The 19073-nt window shown below is 55.9% G+C and carries 14 protein-coding genes; 10 read left to right on the forward strand and 4 right to left on the reverse strand.

Annotated elements, in window-relative coordinates; genetic code table 11:
* Nucleotides 1–263: 263 nt before the first annotated feature.
* Nucleotides 264–572: a hypothetical protein gene (locus HYPMC_RS02260; RefSeq protein ID WP_013946145.1), complete on the reverse strand. Its 309-nt coding sequence runs from the start codon at nt 570–572 to the stop codon at nt 264–266.
* A gap of 1766 nt (nt 573–2338) precedes the next feature.
* Here HYPMC_RS02260 and HYPMC_RS02270 point away from each other — a divergent pair.
* The 8 genes from HYPMC_RS02270 to HYPMC_RS02305 all read left to right on the forward strand — a co-directional run bounded on the left by HYPMC_RS02270 (nt 2339) and on the right by HYPMC_RS02305 (nt 9581).
* On the forward strand, nt 2339–3016 hold the full coding sequence (locus HYPMC_RS02270) for a response regulator transcription factor (protein ID WP_013946148.1): 678 nt from the start codon (nt 2339–2341) through the stop codon (nt 3014–3016).
* 41 nt (nt 3017–3057) lie between these two features.
* Nucleotides 3058–4404, forward strand: a complete 1347-nt coding sequence (locus HYPMC_RS02275; protein ID WP_172636508.1) for a HAMP domain-containing sensor histidine kinase — start codon at nt 3058–3060, stop codon at nt 4402–4404.
* Nucleotides 4405–4595: 191 nt separating this feature from the next.
* Nucleotides 4596–5168 carry a thermostable hemolysin gene (locus HYPMC_RS02280; RefSeq protein ID WP_157135385.1) on the forward strand — a complete coding sequence of 191 codons (573 nt, stop codon included), beginning with the start codon at nt 4596–4598 and terminating at the stop codon, nt 5166–5168.
* Entirely contained in the window at nt 5161–6651 is a 1491-nt protein-coding gene (locus tag HYPMC_RS02285; RefSeq protein WP_013946151.1) for an AMP-binding protein, read from the forward strand. Before HYPMC_RS02280 ends, HYPMC_RS02285 begins: the two co-directional genes overlap by 8 nt.
* The gene (locus HYPMC_RS02290) at nt 6648–7316 is read left to right on the forward strand and encodes a TenA family transcriptional regulator (RefSeq protein ID WP_013946152.1); all 669 of its coding nucleotides are present in this window, start codon (nt 6648–6650) and stop codon (nt 7314–7316) included. The genes HYPMC_RS02285 and HYPMC_RS02290 overlap by 4 nt, the downstream gene beginning before the upstream one ends.
* Nucleotides 7273–8157, forward strand: coding sequence for an SDR family oxidoreductase (locus HYPMC_RS02295; RefSeq protein WP_244420962.1), 885 nt, complete (start codon nt 7273–7275; stop codon nt 8155–8157). Before HYPMC_RS02290 ends, HYPMC_RS02295 begins: the two co-directional genes overlap by 44 nt.
* Before the next feature lie 51 nt (nt 8158–8208).
* Complete coding sequence (locus HYPMC_RS02300) at nt 8209–8898, forward strand: tetratricopeptide repeat protein (RefSeq protein WP_013946154.1); 690 nt, start codon at nt 8209–8211, stop codon at nt 8896–8898.
* Nucleotides 8899–8936: 38 nt separating this feature from the next.
* Complete coding sequence (locus HYPMC_RS02305) at nt 8937–9581, forward strand: class I SAM-dependent methyltransferase (RefSeq protein WP_013946155.1); 645 nt, start codon at nt 8937–8939, stop codon at nt 9579–9581.
* Between the two features lie 1467 nt (nt 9582–11048).
* Here the strand turns inward: HYPMC_RS02305 and HYPMC_RS02310 are convergent.
* The 3 genes from HYPMC_RS02310 to HYPMC_RS02325 all read right to left on the reverse strand — a co-directional run bounded on the left by HYPMC_RS02310 (nt 11049) and on the right by HYPMC_RS02325 (nt 14489).
* On the reverse strand, nt 11049–12446 hold the full coding sequence (locus HYPMC_RS02310) for a hypothetical protein (protein ID WP_013946157.1): 1398 nt from the start codon (nt 12444–12446) through the stop codon (nt 11049–11051).
* 778 nt (nt 12447–13224) lie between these two features.
* Nucleotides 13225–13878: a hypothetical protein gene (locus HYPMC_RS02320; protein ID WP_013946159.1), complete on the reverse strand. Its 654-nt coding sequence runs from the start codon at nt 13876–13878 to the stop codon at nt 13225–13227.
* A 59-nt stretch (nt 13879–13937) separates the two neighbouring features.
* Nucleotides 13938–14489: a recombinase family protein gene (locus HYPMC_RS02325; protein ID WP_013946161.1), complete on the reverse strand. Its 552-nt coding sequence runs from the start codon at nt 14487–14489 to the stop codon at nt 13938–13940.
* A 773-nt stretch (nt 14490–15262) separates the two neighbouring features.
* On the opposite strand from HYPMC_RS02325, the gene HYPMC_RS02335 reads away from it, so the two are divergent.
* Complete coding sequence (locus tag HYPMC_RS02335; RefSeq protein WP_013946163.1) at nt 15263–18325, forward strand: class I SAM-dependent DNA methyltransferase; 3063 nt, start codon at nt 15263–15265, stop codon at nt 18323–18325.
* The gene (locus HYPMC_RS02340; protein ID WP_013946164.1) at nt 18309–18950 is read left to right on the forward strand and encodes a hypothetical protein; all 642 of its coding nucleotides are present in this window, start codon (nt 18309–18311) and stop codon (nt 18948–18950) included. Before HYPMC_RS02335 ends, HYPMC_RS02340 begins: the two co-directional genes overlap by 17 nt.
* Nucleotides 18951–19073: the final 123 nt, after the last annotated feature.

Below are 19073 nucleotides of genomic sequence, written 5' to 3' on the forward strand. Positions count from 1 at the left end.
CCAAGCCGTTCTAGCGAGCGAGAACCGATTATCAATGCCGATTTTGAAGGGATTTTTTCCCACGATATGTCGAATTTTATCCCATGCCGCCTGATCGGCAATGATTGCCGACGTCATATGATGAGAGGTTTCTGTTGCCGGCGAAATCACCCGGATATGTGCAAACGGCGGAGCAGGAAAATGACTCCCAGAAATCCTGGGAAATCGTACGCCGGGCGTTCCGATGAATTCGGTCGCCCGGCGCGAAATAAAAGTACAGGCTGTTAGTACTGCTTCGGGCACCAAGATTCCGAAGACGATTTGCACCCTTCAGGGAATGCCTTCACCATCTTCTGGGCGGTCACCCATTCGTCCGTATCGACGCTGTTGTTCGAGTCTGCGTCCATTGCCGTGAAGGTAGGGGCTGGATCAATCTTGAGCTTCGTCCAGTTTGCTTCCCACTCCGTGCGGCTGATGGAGCCGTTGCCATCGGTGTCGATCATCTTGAACTTCTCGCCCCATTCGTCCGCCGACGCATAAACGGTGGAGGCGAGGACAAATGTGGCCGCTACGGCCGCCAGTCTCTTGAGCATGGTGTTTACTCCCAATCTTATTGCTTTTTCTGCTTGTCGCACGGTGGCGTAGCCGAGTGCCACGGCGCGTACCAAGCAACACGCGGCGAGAGCGCACAGGCAATGGCATGCGTGGCAATTCTGGATGGGAGAGTTGGTAAGTGCGGACGGGACGCGTGTTCAGCGAGGACGCGTAAAGCGATTATTGGTGCTGAAACCTGTGGCCGCTGACGTTCCATCCACAATCAAAGGATGCGAATTTGGCGAACGCAGATCACCCGAACGGGTTCTTTTGCTCGGTTCAATAACGACGCCGACGTCATCTAGCGCTGCTTCGGAATATACCTTCGAAGTCTGCTTCTGGCCCTTTTAGCCGACAAAGCCATGACGTCTGCATTTAGGTAAGCAGCAGACGTCCGCGGATAACTGGCAAACGACCAAGTCGGACGTTCTGCCGATATCCGCTATCTCGGCAAAGCCGCTCTCTTGCCCGAAGTCACGCCCAAAACGGTTCGTGTGAAATTTGTACGAAACCTGGATCCCACCTCATAAATCTGCATTGCAGAGCAGGCGGGCATCGAGCAGCAATTCGCCGAATGGCATCGGACGGCGCATGCGCACGTCTGCTTCTCACTAAAGAACAGACCGATGTCCCGCTTTCAGATTCAGAACGAGCGATGCGGATCGTGAAGCGAAGTCTCTTCGTGTCTAGAAAGAGATTTCGCTGCCCCATAACGCGAGAAGTTCGCTATCGCTCATAAGTCCCGCTGGTCGCAATGCCACCGCCAGTTACGAACAAGGAGACAAGCGCTGTACTTGAGCCGAAAGGATCGGCAATTCCGATTCACCAAGGGGCGTCGTCGGACACTTTCCTATGACGGGTTTGATATCGAGCCCTGATTACACGCGTGTCACGTGATGCGAGAACCGGGCTGCTATGTCCGCTTCACTGCATCAGTACCGGCGCATGTCGGAAAAGATCGGGATGAGAGCGGCGTCGCCGACGGATGCGACAGCACATTGTGAGCTGCGAACATTACGACTTGCTTACGTCGCGCAATCAAAATTGGTGACGACATGCGCCACCATCTTCGTACGACAAGAGCCACAAGTGACTGGACTTGGCGCTGTGGTCGCTCCGCTACAGCGCGCGAAGCAGATTGTGTTAAGCACTTACTAGCTTCACTCGTCATCGTTTGCCGTCAAACCTTCATGTCTTGTTCGCGCACAATATGAACTTCGTGAAAAATCGTCGGCACTTCATCCGAGCGAGTTTTTATTCGCTTCTGTTGTCCACTCCGGTTCACGGTACTGAAATTGGTGACAGCGTCAGTGCCGTTAGCAGATACGGCAATGGAACGATCACTGCTCCGATCAGACAGGATAAACTGGGATGGCAAGTGCAGCTGCCCGGAGGACAATGGGTATTTTGCCGGCGCAGTTGTTCGGAAACGCTCCGTGTCGAAACGATAGATTTCTTTGAATCGAACCAAGCCGGCAACGGACAGCTCACAAACGAGTGCGGAATTTTTGGATGCCTGGATCTGAAATATCGCCAATGAGACAAAGTTGGAGAGGCTCCGCCTAAGATCATTTTTTTACAATTGTGACTTGTGTCAGACGCGTGCTGGAAAGCGCCCAAGAATAACAATTCTGTATTTTAAGGGCCGCATTTGCATCCCGTCCACGGGTTCATCAGGCACTGACGTCATCGCACTTCTGTTGGGCCGGAAAGGGGGCCGACCGCGGTCGCGGACGTGAATGCATTCGGGGATTCGGGGAAATGCATGCGCTTGTTGATCGTAGAAGATAATGTGCGAATTGCTGAATACATAGGGACAGCACTTCGCGCTCAAGGATTTGCCGTCGATGCCGTAGGAACGGGCGCGGATGGTGATGCCGCGATCGCGACGACATCCTACGACGCAGTTATTCTCGATCTTGGATTACCTGATATCGACGGCCTTACTTGGCTTGGCGCCGTTAGAAAGCAAGTCAATCAAGTTCCCATTCTCGTTCTAACTGCCCGAGACGCTTTACGCGATTTGGTGCAGGGGCTCGATTCTGGCGCAGACGACTATATGCGCAAGCCGTTCGAGGTCGATGAACTCGTTGCGCGCGTGCGCGCATTGCTGAGGCGGCCGAACCATACCATCGGGACGCATCTCGCTCACGGCAATCTCTCGCTCAATACGAGCACGCGAGAAGTGCTCGTCGATGGCGTCGGGGTCGAAGTTGGAAAACGCGAATGCAGTGCACTTGAGCTTTTGCTCCGACGCGCGGGGCGGGTCGTTCCCAAGACGGCAATCGAGGAAGCGCTCTACAGCTTCGACGAGGAGCTTTCATCTAACGCAATCGAAGTTCTCATCCATCGTTTACGCAAACGCATGAGCGATGCCAACGCCAATGTCCATATCCACACATTGCGCGGAGTTGGGTATATTTTATCAAATTCCACGAACTAGGCATGCAGAGTCCGAAAGCAGCACCGTCGATCTGGCTGCGATTGATCGTTGGCCTTGTTACAGTTTCGCTACTTGCCGCAACGGCCACGAGCTGGCTGATTTACGAGAGATTTGTCTCGACAAATTCTGAGTTTAGGGATCGCACGCTTCAGAACGACGCACGTGCTATAAAAAATCTTCTTCAGCGTGCGGCCGAAGGGAGGCCGCTTCAGCTTTCGGATTTCCTGACAGACGACTTCCGAAACGGGAACGGCAAGTTTGCCATCGTTAGCGAAAACGGAGTTCTTCTGGCTGCCTCAACTGGTGTCAACGCGCCGCTGGCTCCGATCGACGGCCAAAATACCCGCGATTTCTTCGTTTCGGCGGCCGATAGGCGAAAAGGACGACTGTATGGTTTTACCCTCAAAGGGATGTTTGGATCAAAGCCAGTTTGGATTCAAATCGCATTACCACAAGGTGAGGCGGCCTTTGACTCCTTGCTACAAAACTTTGTCGTCGATATCGGATGGATCTGGCTGCCCTTCGTCATCTTCGTCCTGCTAACAAATCTTCTTGTTGCCCGGATCGGTTTGCGGCCGTTACGGATCGCCGCTTTGCAGGCCGAATCCATTGGCCCGAGTGCTGTTTCGACTAGGTTGTCAAATGAAGGACTTCCACGTGAGGTGGACGCGCTGGTGAGTTCTGTAAACAGGGCTCTCGACCGGCTCGAAATCGCATTCCATTCTCAGCAGCATTTCATCGCTGATGCTGCGCATGAACTGAGAACGCCCATTGCGGTGATCAAAGCCCACGTCGGCATTCTCCCCAATTCGCCTGAAATTGAGTCTCTCAAGGAGGAGATCAGGGCTGCCGAACGCCTCGTCAATCAGCTGCTCGATTCGGCTCGGCTGGATGTCGTCGTGTTGGACGCAACTGATGTGACGGATCTCAACTCGATTGTCGAAGAAGTCGTTCTGCAACTTGGGCCGATGGCCATCAAATGCGGCAAGTCCCTGGAGGTTTTACCTTGTCCGAAGAAGGTCGAGGTGAATGGTTGCCACGATATGCTGACGTCCGCCGTGCGCAATCTGGTCGAGAACGCAATTCGCTTCACCGCCCCTGGCACGTCTGTCGTGATGGTCGTTTCTTACCCTCCCGCGCTTGAGGTAATAGATCACGGGCCTGGTGTTAAGGTGGAAGAGCGCGAGCGCATATTTAAGCGCTTCTGGCAAGGTACGCGGGACCGAGGCGGCGGCGCCGGATTGGGCCTCGATATCGTTGCACGCACTGTTGCTGCTCTTGGCGGATCCGTGTCCGTAGGCGATGCCCCAGAAGGAGGCGCGGTGTTTACATTGCGCTTTCCACCGCCAAAAGACGGGACGCGGACGACAGACGTTCGCTCTTCGTAATTTGCAAAATTACGAGCCCATCTTACTTCACTGCTATTGCCACATATCGCCTTCATCGAGAGGCTGCCCCCTCGCCTTCGAACTAAACATCGGACCCAACTTTTCATTGTGATTTCTTGAAGGCTGTAAGCACGCCGTAAGCGCTTACCTCGATGGTCATGACCGGTCGCAACAACGAGGGGAGCGATTCGGTGCAGATCATTGTCGTGACGCAGAGCCATGCTCGTCGGTCCGAGGTTGAGCACTTCATTGCTGATGTTTATCGTAGTCATTACGGGGCGTCCGTTCCAGAATTTCCACCTACACTCCTTGCTTTGCTCGGGCGCGATGGTAATTGGCTGTGCGCTTCGGGACTGCGCTTTGCCGAGTGCGATTTTTTTTCCGAGTGCTATCTTGATGAACCGATCGAGATACTTCTCGCACGAGCTTCTGGGGCAGCTGTAGATCGCGAAAGCATCTTCGAGGTTTCTGGCCTCGCCAGCCGTGCACCGGCGCGGGCCGCACAATTTCTTCACTACATCGTTTCGTATGGTGACACCGCTGGCTTCGACTGGGCCTTCTTCACCGCCACCAAGCGCCTACGCAGTCTCCTCAGCGCTCTCGGCCTACCGCACATCGTCTTGGGAGATGCTTACAAGCAGCGCGCCCAAAATCCCCAAGTGTGGGGATCCTATTACGACGGCGCGCCGCTCGTTTGTGCTGTCAGCCGCTCTGCGGCGCAAATCTATCTCAACAAGCAGACGAGCACGGTGGTCCATGCTTGATATCATCTCCGCACTGCGCCGCAACGCTATCGACCAAGATGCCTCTCCGGCTTTTTCCGATGACTCTGGCTCGCTAACGCACGCTGATCTTTCAGCCCGTGTCGCTGAATGCGCGGCCAATCTGGAGTCGTTGCCCCAACACCTGGGACTTTTGGGAGAAAACTCAAACGACGCGGTCGTCGCGCAACTCGCAGGTTGGGTCGCAGGCAAAATAATCGTCCCAATTCCTGCATTCTTCAGCTCTGAACAGCAGAAGCACATTCTTGCCGACTGCAGAATTTCGCACGTCATCGCGACTCCGACCGCGGTCGATGCGGCGCGCCAGCTCGGTGTCGAGGTTGTGCCGGTGACGAACGGGCGCCGGGGCTCTCCGCCCGAGCTTCGCCATGGTGGCGGACAAATCATCTACACATCAGGAAGCACTGGGCGCCCAAAGGGCGTGCGGCTTGCCTTGTCCCAGATCGAGCGCTCGGCAGCCATGTTGGCGCAGGCGACATGCGCCACGCAAGACGACTTGTATCTTTCTGTGCTGCCGCTTCCCCTGCTGCTCGAGACGATATGCGCGATCTGCGTGCCGTTGTTCGCCAAGGCACGCACGCGCTTCGATCGGGCCATGACCGCCTCGGTGGCACGAGGCCAGCCGCAAGGACTGAGCGCAACCTTTGCCAAGCATGATCCGACAACTTCCGTCCTCGTACCCGAGCTTCTCGCCACATGGGTGGCGGAGCTCGATGCAAGCGGCAAAAGGGCACCGACTAGTCTGCGTTTTGTTGCTATCGGCGGTGCCCCTGTTGCGACAGCCATGGCCGATAAGGCCTGGAGCAAAGGCATCCCCGCGCATGAAGGCTACGGTCTTTCCGAATGCTGTTCCGTCGTCGCAGTCAACCGCCCCGGCATGCGCAGACCCGGAACGGTGGGACAGCCGCTGCCAGGTTTGAACATCGGCATCGAAGACGGCGAGATCGTCGTCGACGGGCCGACGATCATGCAGGGTTATCAGAATGGCTGCGATGCGGCCCATCCTTGGCGGACCGGTGATCTGGGTATGCTCGACGCCGATGGCTATCTCCGGATCCTCGGCCGCAAGGATAACCTTATCGTCAATTCGTTCGGCCGCAATGTGAGCCCCGAATGGATCGAGGCACTGATAACGACGGACGAGCGAATTGCCGCGTGCGCCGTGCTGGGTCACGGCGAGCCATATTTGAGCGCACTCATAGTTCCGAGTTCTCGAGGTGCAGATTGGTTCGCCACTGCCAGCAAAGAAGAAGTGCTGTTGGCGCTCTCCAATATCTGCCGCGACGCCCCTGTGTACGCGATACCGCGCGATTTGGTCCTGCTCGCTCGCAACGATGCAGTTCGGCGCAACCTTCTCACGCCCAACGGCCGATTCCGTCGCGCGTTACTGCCTGACGCCTACGCCGAGATCAAAGCCGCCGCCGAGCGGCATCCTGTTACGCAAGAAGAGGAGATGAGCGCATGAGCTTTTACGACGCGTTGCAAGCCGAGACAGCAACTGACCGTCAGGCCTTCCTGTCCATACCGCTCATTCAGACGGCCATGCAGAAAGGAGCGTCCCGCGAACTTTACGTCGACTTTCTCACGCAGGCCTATCACCACGTGAAGCACACCTTTCCACTGTTGGCGTTCGCTTCTGCACGCACGCACGATGAGACCTACCAGGATGCACTCGTCGAATACATGGAGGAAGAGCGCGGGCATGAGAAGTGGATACTCGATGATATTCGCGCATTCGGTAGCGATATCGAAGCGGTGAGATGTGGCGTGCCGGGACAGGCATGCCAGATCATGGTCGGCTATACCTACTATGCGATCGAGTGGATCAGCCCCTATGCAATGCTCGGCAGCGTGCATGTGCTGGAGGGAATGTCGACGATGCTGGCCGACAAAGCCGCTGACGCCATTCAGCGCTCACTTGCTCCTCCGGACAAGTCAGGCTTCTCCTACCTTCGCTCGCACGGTGCGCTTGATATTCAGCACGTCGCCTTTTTCAAAAGCCTTGTCGACGGGATTTCAGCTGAGGCGCGTCCCGTCATCATCTCGACATCGAAGATTATTTATAGGCTCTACGGCGACATCTTCCGTGAGCTATCTCTGCGCCATCCGGGCCTCCGCGATGCAGCTTAAGGGTAAGCTAGCCGTCATAACTGGCGCGGGTTCGGGCATCGGCCGCCAGCTTGCTGTCGAAGCGGCTCGGCGAGGTCTGACGGTGGCATTAATCGGCCGCCGCGCCGACGCATTGCATGGAACGCTCGAGATGATGGACCAGCAACGCAATCACGTGGCGCTTCCCGGCGACATCACGGATCCGGAAATTCGCATCGCCTTGAAAAACTACATCGCGCACTGGTGGGGGCGGCTCGACGTTCTTGTCAACAACGCTGGTGTGCTAGCCGTCGGGCCGCTCGCGAGTACCAGCGACGCCGAACTGGAGCGTCTGATGAAGACAAATGTAATCGCGCCAGCAGCTCTAATTCGTGAGCTGCTGCCGTTGCTTCATCGTGGAGCTCCCTCGCGAGTTGTCAACATCGGGTCCATGTTCGGTGACATTGCCTACCCACTGTTTGGAGCCTACTCGGCGTCTAAATTCGGCCTTCGCGGGCTTTCGATTGCACTGCGGCGCGAGTTCAAGGAGTTCGGCGTCGGCATTACTTATGCGGCGCCGCGCGCAACAAAAACGGATGCATCTAGCAACTTCGCACGTCTCATCGATCCGCTGCGGATGCGCGTCGATGATCCTGCGAAGGTCGCGCGCGATATCTGGGCGGCCGTCGCACGTGATGCGGACAGCGTCTATGCGAAAGGCCCCGAGCGTCTGTTCGTACTCGTGCAGAGACTGTTCCCGCAGCTCGTTGATCGCTCGCTCGAGGCACAGATGGCGGACACGCGCGTGCGTGCATTCTTAATGAGCCAGAACGCATCCCCTACGACGCTTGAAGTCGGATTGCGGAGCAGTGGCAGCACATGAAAATCGCAAGTCAGCCGCAGACTCAAAAACAAGCAACCAATGAGGAAACTCATGAAACTGGCTAACAATCGCCTCACAATCGCTGCCGCTGCCATCACCGCAGTGATCGCCAGCGGATTCGTATCGCATGCCAAGGCCGCTCCAGCTGCAAAAAGTCACTTCGACGAGGACGTTCTAAGCGTTGCCAATGACTGGGCACGCGTCAAATATTTGAGCAAATCGAATGACGAGCGCCAGCGGAATATGGATGCGGTTGGAGCTAAGGCCGATGAGCTCGCGCAGCGGTATCCCGATCAGCCAGAGGCCTTGATTTGGGACGGCATCGTTACCAGCGAACGCGCTTCGCTCACGTGGGGGATCGGCGCTCTCAACCTCGCCTCGAAGGCGCGCGACGTGCTTCTTAAAGCTGAAAGCTTGAATCCCAAGGCCGCCGACGCCGGTGCACCCACCAGCCTCGGCGTCCTCTATTATCGCGTGCCCGGTTTTCCCTTCGGTTGGGGCGACAAAGACAAGGCCCGCGCTTATCTGGAGGAAGCGGTCAAGAACGCCCCAAACGGGAGAGACGCCCACTATTTCTATGCTGACTTCCTGTACGAGCAGGGAGAATACAAGGCAGCTGAGTATGAGCTGAAACAAGGGCTGTCATCTCCGGCGCATCCGGAGCGGCCCATCTGGAACACGTATTTCCCGAAGGTAATGCAAGGCCTCCTCGCCAAAGTGCAGGAAAAAGAACGCTCGTGATGGGCGGACTTTGCATGCATTGAAGAAAAAGGACCGCCATGCACATGGTCTCGATCTGGGCCGGCCTCGGCAAGCAACTGCGCACGCCTAGCGGGCGCTACGGCCGGTTTGCTGGTCGGCTAATGGCACTCATTAATGGCGCACCATACAGGTGCGCCATTGCTGCGCTCGACGTTCAGCCCCACGATACGGTGTTGGAACTTGGTTTTGGCCCGGGCCGAGGCATCGTCAGCCTGGCACGACAAGCCATGCGGGGAAAAGTGCTCGGAATCGATCATTCGCCCGAGATGCTCGACATCGCCAAGCGCGCCAACCGTCAAGAAATTTCCCACGGCCGAGTGCATCTACGTCTCGGTCATTTTGACGATCTTCCTTATGCTGATGACAGCATCAGTAAGGTGATCGCGATCAACGTCGCCTATTTCTTCGGCATTGAGGGCAAGGAGATTGCCGAGATCTATCGGGTGTTGCAGCCCAAAGGACGCGTCGTGATCTACGTCACTGACCGCGCAACTATGCGCAAGTGGAAGTTCTCGGGCTCTGACACCCACAGGCTCTATGACGCCGCCGACCTAAACCGCACCCTTCGCCAGGGCGGCTTCGACGACCAGGACATCTTCATCGAAATGATCAGGCTGCCCTTTGGCATGCGGGGCTTGGTAGCGGCGGCGGTCAAGAACTGAAGGACGGATTGCGCACGACGGGATCGTCAAAGACAACAACGCGGAGAATGCAAAGGCGAAAATATGATACGAATTGCGCTTCTTTTTTTATTGGTCTCGCCGCTTGCTCTCACGGCTTGCTCGACCATGCAGAACCATGACATGCCGCCCCCCGACATTCGCGATAGTCAGGTCACGCCACCATAAGAGGATCCGCCGACGTGCTGACGACGTGCTGATCCAGCTTATGACTGAATGAAGGGCCGCGTTCGCCACTTTTGTTCCCCCCTATGTTTCGGTAGCCCGAGCAGAACATAAACGACCGATTTCTCGGACCGGCTCGCACCGCTTTCCGCTAAATGGCCATTAGCAGAATAAGTCATGCGGTGGACTGTCTGAATAGGAATAGACCTGCACAAACGAACCTCAATCTCTCCGAGAGCAATCGAGGCGATAACCGCTTTCTCGTACTACCGCTCGATCCCCAGAACTTGAGGGCTTTCATGACTGCTTTCGATCGCTTTCGACAATTCAGAAAATCTATAGAGGCTTGCTCTTCCTCCCATTGCAGACATTTACGGTGAGCTGTCTGAGTGCCTTCCCACGACTCCGCCGATGACCGCTTGTGTGATGAAGCAACGTTTCAATTCTTCGTATGTGACGAGATTTGACGCTTGGCGGTCTGATGCGCGCAACGTCGTTCGTGCTGGTTTGGATTTTGATTGCAGGCCGGGAGGGTCCGTCTCCGCTCTATCGTCGATGGACGGTATAACGAGCCAGCGAAGTTCCAGGTTTGCCGCTGCCTACTAAGCAAAACCGAAAAGACGCTAGTCCGTGCCAGAACACAATTTTCAACTAGCGGAAACGTTTCTTCTCGATGCGGAAGAACCTATTGCTGTTAAAAATGGTACCCATTTGCGGGGGTATACACAAAACAAACTAAGTTATTGATTCCATTTGTAAATTTAGCTTGTGGTGCCCAGAAGAGGACTACGGATTTGCGCCCGTATCGCATTGAAACATCAAGGAAAAATCGGACTACTCTGACCGCTTGTGTAGCAGTTATGTGGGGCAGTTTCAAGCCTTGACAGAACCGTCGTCAGCGCCGGGTGAAGATCGCGCAGTGATCGCCTGCCGTCGCGTACCGGGGATGCCTCAAAGAGGGCACCGAGGGGCCGATGCGCGGTGCTTTGGTGATGAGAGCGGCGATCCTAGTCCGTGAGCCGTTGCCCCTGTAGCCGCCTTAGCGGGGATTTGCGCGATGGGATCGCCGCTGGCTGGCGATGCAACACGATCCGCCGATGAATGAGCGTCTCAGAGTGCGATGATCTCCTTTGCACATGCCCATTGCCGTTATCGGTCCTATGAGTGGAGGGAAGGAGGGGGAGAACGACGACAATGAGACCTCTCGAAGCTGCCCAGGTGACGACCATCCCCTCCCTCCCGTGTGTTGAGGTGCACTTTGTCCGTTGCTCTCTCAGCGATACTCTACGGCTTCTCGCACACCGGAAAGTCGTAGCCAGTGTGCTCCCGAGCGATGGATGACATGACCTCTGATGAAATCTGCGCAGCCGGTGCCGCAACGATTAGGCCATCGTGAAGGCAGAGCGCTGGGATATTGCGAGCAGCCAGTCTAGACAGCACCTCCATCATTATCTCGCTCTCCTGAAACATAAGCTTATAACCGAGGCGACGGTCCCATGCCGACTTCAAGGCGGGATGGACGGAAAGGATCGCCTGCTTGACCAGCGCGACGGTAGAGCCGAACGGCAGGTGAGCTTGCAAGGCGTTTCCGGTTCGGCCGTCGTCGCCGTCATTTGCATCGTTGCCGACGCCAACTCTTAACTCGGTCGGCCAAGACTTGCGGGCACCGCCGTCGAAAAGAAAACAGTTCATCGCGAACTTGATGCCGCTTCGGTAGTCCTCGAAACCGGGTATGGAATAGAGGTCGCCTGCCGGGGGCTTTTCTCCCAAATGGGCGTATGCAAGCCGGGTAAACATAGAGCTGAAGTCGAGAACGACGGTTGCCTCCCCGTCAATCCTGATATTCTTCCGCCTGTCAGACTTGAGGTTCTGCCAGAAGCCTCCGAACAGTCTGCCCCCTTGATCGAAACGCTGCGCCTGATTTGAGAAGATCAAGAAGCGACGGCGCATAGTCCTCTCGAAGGGGTCTACATTCGGTTCCAATCCGTCGTCTAAGAAGTCAATCGCCGCAGCCGCTAGATATGCATTCAACTGCCTCAGGTTGGTTCGGTGCCGTTGGGTATCTTTAGTTTCCGCGTAATCAATCCGATCCTTTCGGACGCTTCCGTCTTTCCCCCGCAAGCTGCGATTGCTGCGGCTGAGGATGACGATCTCTTCGTCCTGTCGGCGATCAAAGTCGGCTAGGCTCACATGAGCCTCGGCAACCTTGCTCGCAAACCAGCTCGAAACAGCAATTGAGGAAACCTCGCCACGCACAACGCTTGGGCTCTGAACGTCCAGGAAATCAAGCGACCAAAGAAGGTCGAGTGTCGAACTGAAGAGCTTGCCCATGACCGGGCAATCATACCGAGTTCGCCCGCAATTGCCGTGCCCTAGCGACACTGCAATACGGCCTCCAAGCGGCGGCGACAGAACCGCATAGGCAAGATTGCAGATGATTGCCTCGAGCCGCTGGAGGTGCTGCTCGTGATCCTTTCTTCGCCTTGCCCGTTTGCGCTTGCCAGTGTGCTCCTCGTGATGCTGCACGAAGTCTACGGTGGTATCCACCAATGCACGTAGCGGACCTGGTCTCGCCGCTAGCCATTGATCAAACCATCTGTAGCGCTGGGGTTGCTTCCTAGTTTTAGCGAGTGTTTCAAGTTCCGATCCGCGAGGACCGGGAACTTGTTCAAAAACATCCATGAGGTGCTCAGCTCAGGTTTGATAGCGCGTCGTGGAGACTTCGGCGTTCCGAAATCGCCTTCTCGCTGTCCGCTCGTTCAAGGCGAGCTATGTGCAGTCCGCCGATGCCGAGCGTTTCTGCGAGCCACCTCCCGAGCACTATCGCAGCCCGCGGTGACAACTCCCGATAACAGCGCTTCACCTTCCCCGTCGAATGTATGTACCGCTCTCCGTAGTTCAGATCCGTCAATCCTCTGACGCGCCGCGCCATCTGCACCCAGAACGCTCGGTCAGAAACAAAGCTTCGCGGGTCAAGCTCTCGCATCAAAACCATCGCAATGGTCATTTCGACGACTGCTCTGGCCGGAACATCGCCACCCAGCTTCAGGACCTCATAGGCAGCGATCTTCTCGAAGCGCGAGCAAGGAACACCTCGCTCAAACTTGGAAACGAGTTCCTTTGCATGTTCGACGAGGGCCCTCCAACGGTCATCCAGAGTGACCCATGCGGGACTGTGTGCGTTCTTTGCTATACGGGCTCTCACAGTGGCAATGTATGGTCCAGTATGGGCCTTGCTGACAGCGCGTTGGTGAACGTGTCCATGGCGTCGCTGATTGGCTTGGTGCCGACGGCAGTATCCGGCAAAACGCGATGATGTGGGCAAGCCGCAGTTGAGAACTCCGCAAAGTCGGGTCATCGAACCTCAAGATTTGTAGCCGTGGGGAGAAAGGCAGAGACGCTTTGAGATTTGAGCGTCTCTGAAGCGGTGCAGGCAGAGCAGTGCTGAACAAGCGCTTGGCTATTCCGACGCAAAATCGCTTTTGTATGCCGGGATAGGTAAGCGGTGCTCAGTCCTTCTCCGACGATCTTCTTCTTGGCAATGCTGCTCCACGGCTGCGTAAATCGCGTCGTCCATTTCGCGCGTTAGGACGCCATCCTCGAAAAGGAGTTCGCCGCTGTACCAAACGGGCGCAGATCGAGTTGTGATCATTTTTCCGTCCGCCGTCTTCTCTACCGTTCCCTCCGGTAGCCCTTGGACTGACAGCTTCAAAACGCTGCTTTCCCATCCAACGTAAAGGCTGCCCTTGTGCAGGTCGAAATACTCCCAGCTCGGCGTGAATGAGTACTCGACCTTCATTTTTCTGGTGACGGATTTGCCAACTAGAGAGATCGTGAGATCAAGTTCCAACTCACCTTTGAAGGCGGGGTGATCATTCGTGTGGAGCATTCGCTCCTTTTTCTTTCCGGTGTAATGCTCGTTCGCGAAGTCCACATTGACGGACTTCACAAGGATCGCGTTCACGTCGAGCCCACACTTCTCAGCCAATGCGATTAGCTCATCCTTCTTGAGGGAATTGATTTTAGACAGGCTGCCGACAATGCTTTTAATGTCGGGAAGAGCACGGATCTCTTTGCGCAGTCGTTCACGAGCTTCTGCGGAGAGCTTGGTCATTGACGGTCCTCATGTCCAGTTTTGTCCTGGACACATAATTGGACAGTCTTGGACAGATTTCAAGCCTGTCCATGTCTCAAGATGCGATAAACACTCGCTCGGCCGATTTTCAGCTGCTTGGCAATTTTTGTGGCCCCGGCGCCTTCTTCGGCAAGTCGCCTAACCTCTGCGGTGTCGATGGACGCCTTCCGGCCCTCATACACCCCCTTAGCTTTAGCTTTGGCGATGCCTTCCATCTGCCTTTCACGTCGGAGATTGGTCTCAAATTCCGCGAATACGCCAAGCATGTCCAAAAAGCATTTTCCCGCCGCCGTGCCCGTATCAATAGGCTGGTCCGTGGCGCGGAGGGCGGCTCCTTTGGCTTTGATTATCTTGACAATTTCCTGGAGGTCTGCCACGGAGCGAGCCAATCGGTCCACCTTCGTGACCATCAGAACATCGCCGGACCGCAGGAACTGCAGCAGGGTTTCCAGCTCGGCTCTGCCTTCGCGGGTGGTGCCGCTCATCTTCTCCTCGCGGACAATACCGCACCCCGCACTGACCAGCTTCTCGACCTGGGTTTCCAGGTCCTGGTCTGTCGTGCTCACTCGCGCGTAGCCATAAATCGCCATGGTTGAAGCCCATCAAAACGTCTCGTTAGGGTCTAGACCATAACCGATGCTGTCTCATTTGTCCATGAGTTGACCCTAATGATACGCTCTGGGTGTCTCATCGCGATGTCTCGCTCGGGTATACCCTCATGATACCGGCCCCATGGGGGGGTTAGCAGACGACGACTTCTTTAAACGCCTTCTCAGACGCCCGAGCCAAAACATCGGAACTTTACGGAAAGGGGCGATGAGTGGTACGCAATCCAGGTTCGGGTATTCTACCCAATCGGGGTCTACATGAGGACGACACACGGGGCAAAGGCAGCGGGCCTGGCTGGTCTTTCAGAACATCAGCTTCGAGAGTGGACAGTGCGCCGCGCACTGATCCCACCAGATGTGAAGCCAAGCGGCCGGGGTGACGCCTCAAAGTTTTGCTGGCAGACCATACTCGTCCTGCGCATCGCCGCTACGCTCCGGGGCGAGCTCCGTCTTGAGCTATCCCACTATGTCGAAATGTTTGCGGCACTTCGGCAAGCGCTGGCTGGTACATCCTTTCTTGAACTCTGGGGAAAGGTGCTCGTCATCCAAGGGCCGTTAAGATGGAATTTGCTCGATGCCGATGACCGAGCCAGCCAATTGGACGGCATTAGGCTCGCTTTGGACCCTCACCTTAAAGTTCTAGCTACAGGTTTTGAACTTGCGTCGCCGGGTGGGCGAGGGCAGCTCGAAATGTTTCCTGCGCAGGTGGTGCACTCGCCGATTGGGCCCAGTGTTTCGCGCGGCAGGAGGAGAGCTTGACGCAACACTTCAATAAAGTGCTCCGCTCAACTGGCTACCTGAACTCGCGGGGAAAGCCAGTAAAGGGATTGGTGCGGCCGCAAGACAGATTTGCATATCAGCTGCGTCCAATTTTCCAGAACGATCGGCTTGGACTAAACGCAGACGCGGTGTTCACATCCCATCGATCGCCCACCGCGATCTTCAAGGACGCCGGAAAGTGCGAGCCAACCTCTGAGGAGGTGGTGGCTTGGCATGAAGCTGCATGGAATGTCGGCGTAGCGCCGTTGCTTTGGCTTATCACTCCGACGGAAGTGCGTCTCTACAATTGCTACGAGCCCCATCGAGGGGAGGGGCCGGTTGAAAGTGAGCCTCTGGCGAAGTTCGATCATAGGTCAGAGAGCGAACTGATGCGGCTCGATGAGATATGCGGGCGGCTTGCGACCGAAACGGGAGCGTTTTGGAAGAGCGATATAGGGCAGAGGATAGATAGGCGTTTCCGCGTTGATCGCGTGCTCCTCGACGAACTCGTGGCCCTAGAGGATTGTCTCACCCGGCTTCCATCTCGCTTACGATCGCCCTTCAATGGCGCGGACGAAGCAAGGATCTCGCGCGACTTCGCTCAAAGGTTAATCGGTCGATGCATCTTCACGTGGTATCTCTTCGATCGAGGCTATTTGGGTCCCACTAGTCGGGGCGCTATTCGCGGTAACCTGGAAGATCAGTTTTCGTCCCGTGAAAGGGCGTTTGAACTATTTGCCTGGCTTCGAGAGACATTCAATGGTGACCTCTTTCCCATGGATCAGCCAACGGCGGAGAGGTCGCGTCTCAGCGACGCGCACCTGGAATTGATCCGAGACTTTATTCGAGGGACGAGCTTAGTCCCGGGTGCAGGAGGTCAGAGACGGCTGTTTCGTTTTAAGTTCTCTGCGATCCCCGTGGACCTAGTTAGCTCAATCTACCAGCAGTTTTCACGATCAAGCTCTTCGGCGGCGCCATCACAAGGATTGCACTACACGCCGGTCGAACTCGTTCATTTGGTCTTAGACCCCGTTTTTGAGGGGCTGCCTCCGAGTGCGAAAGTGATTGATCCCACATGCGGCTCAGGAGCGTTTCTGGTAGAGGCGTTCCGCCGACTAGTTTGGAAGAGCTCGGGAAAGCAACCACCGTCTCGGTCCCAAATTCGGAAGGTCCTCTATGGCCAGCTATACGGGATAGACATAAATCCAGCAGCTATCGGCGTGGCCGCGTTTAGCTTGTATCTGGCGGCGCTTGAGCTCGACGAAGAGCCAATCAAGAAACTGAGCGATCTGCGCTTTGAGCGGTTGATAGATCGCACTCTATTTGTTGGCGATGCCCTCTCTCGGCCCCTCCCTGACCCTGTCGAAGACGTAGAGTTCGACGCAGTCGTCGGAAACCCACCATGGACGTTTGCGAAGGGCTACGTAACGAAGGACGATGTATCGGGTAGTCTCCCTCGGAGAAGTCCTGACCAACGCTTCCTAGCGGTGTCGATGCGCCTAGCTGGGGCGAATGGAAAAATCGGCATGGTCCTCAAGGCAACGCCTTTTTTCTCTCGCGATGCGGCTTGGGCTAAATCGAGGGCGGCATTGCTCGCCAAGCTGGCTCCGGTTGCCTTAGTGAACCTATCGATGTTGAGGAAGGAGGGTCTTTTTCCTGATGCGGTATCTCCTGCGATCTTACTATTCTCTAGATGCGTATTGATGCCCACGAAAGACCAGATGTTGATTGGCTCCGTAGCGTGGACGCCGGACTTCCATCGGACAGGTGTCTTTGCGCTGGGACCTGCTGAACTGAAAGGGGCGTCCACAGCCCGCATCTTAAAGCATCCACCGTTGTTGAAAGCGGCTGCTTTCGGGACGCCACGAGACGCTTGGCTTATCGAGCGATTGGAGAATGAATGTCCTACACTTGAGGACCTGTTGAAGGCCGTTGGGGTAGATGCGGAGCAGGGACGAGGACAGGGCTTCCAGGTGCAGGGAGGCGACATTAACGTCCCACCCGAGGAGTATTATCAGCTCAAAATAGTCGGAGCGGACGCATTCCAGGCATTTCGTGCCGATGCCCGCCTATTTGAAAAATTTGAATACGATAACCTGCATCGTCCTCGATCTCTTTCCAAGTTCGTTGGGCCGCTTCTACTGTGTGCCAAGGCGGCATCTACAAATGCGGCGGAGCGCGGCAGATACACGGCGGCCGTCGTCGAAAAGAGCGTTCTATACTCGAAGATCTTGTACGGAATTTCTTTTGCCGGTCTCGATAGACGATACATGTATGCGTTGAGCGCCGTCCTCAACTCAAGCGCCACAGCTTTTCAACTTGCATTCGGAGGGGCAGCATGGGGGCTTGAGCGGCCTACGGTCGAGCCCCACGAGCTGCTAAACCTCAGAGTGCCGGACCTTTGTAAGGCATCGTCGTCCAAGCTCAATGCTGTTTTGACTGCTGAGAAGGCCGCTGCCGCCGGTGTGAAAGGTGCGCTCCACAAGATGGATGAAGCAGTCTGTGAACTTTTTGATCTCGACGAAGATGAGCGGTCGCTTCTTCGGGAGAGCGTCTCACGTGCGAAGCATCTGATATTTGAAGGCCATCGCGAGCGGTATGAGCTGGTTTGGCCGCCTAGTGTCGCCGATATTGTTGAATATGCCCGCCTCGTTACGTCTGGGGTAGATCGGTATTTGAGAGCCCGCGGTCGACGCCACATGGTCAGCTATGTCAATACGAGTGAGCTCGACCGTGCACGTGTTTTCGGTTGCGGAGCGAGGCTAATAGCGGTCGGGTTTTCGATGAAACCGGGCGCTCCGACTGATGCGCCGGACTTCCATGTCCAGGACGAACCGTTGTTGTCGCGCATCGAGCATTTGGTTGAGGAGCAACTTCCTGGTGATGCACCCCCCTACCTCAGCGAGCGACGGCAATTGCGCGTCTACGATGGCGAAAATCTTTTCATTTTGAAGCCTGCCGAGAAAAGGTACTGGAGCAGAACCGCGGCATTGAACGACACTGACGCGATTATGGCCGACCATTGGCTTTCGAGATCTGCCGATGCGTTCGCCTCTTGATGCTCCTCTAGGGGTCCCGTCGCTTGGCCTAGCGGAGGAGGTCGTTGCAACAGCCAAGCACCTAATCTGCAGGGGCTTTCTTCTTGCTCGCGACGACGTCATCATCTGTGCAGGTGAAGTGCAGATGACGGTCTGCGTTCGCAAGGCGATGAAGCGAGTTAAGAGAGAAGAAGCAATTCCCGGCTGGGAGATCTATGGAGAGATAGAGCTCGATGATGAAACTGAAGGACCGGGATTGGCCGGACGGATCGATTTGTTCCTAAAAACGCTTGAGCAGTTTGGCGACGAGAACAACTATCTCGCAGTCGAATGCAAACGTGTCGGCGCTGGGCAGACTACCCTAAATCGCAAATACGTAGACGAAGGAGTTAAGCGCTTCGCCACGGGGCAGTATGCGAACGGTCATTCAGACGCATTTATGCTCGGCTACACCATCAGGCTTCCAGTAGAGGAAGCCGTGAAGGTCATTGATGGTCGCCTCGCGGAGGTGTTCGGAGAAGAGGCGAAATTGGCTCCGGGTGAAACCCATCCAGATGCTCTTCTAACGTTCGATAGCAAGCTGAAGCAAGAGGGCAACCATCTCATCTTGATCCACCACATCTTTGTAGACGCGGAAAGCCCGTAGCATTCTGGGCGATCGTGATCTTGGGCGACGTAGAGTGAACTCCCGCTTATCCGCGATTGCGGGTGGAACACGAGGTGGTATCAACCGATCCCAATCGGCTCTGAAGTCATTGATCTTGCAATT

The organism is Hyphomicrobium sp. MC1 (genome assembly GCF_000253295.1).
Classification (GTDB): Bacteria; Pseudomonadota; Alphaproteobacteria; order Rhizobiales; family Hyphomicrobiaceae; genus Hyphomicrobium_B.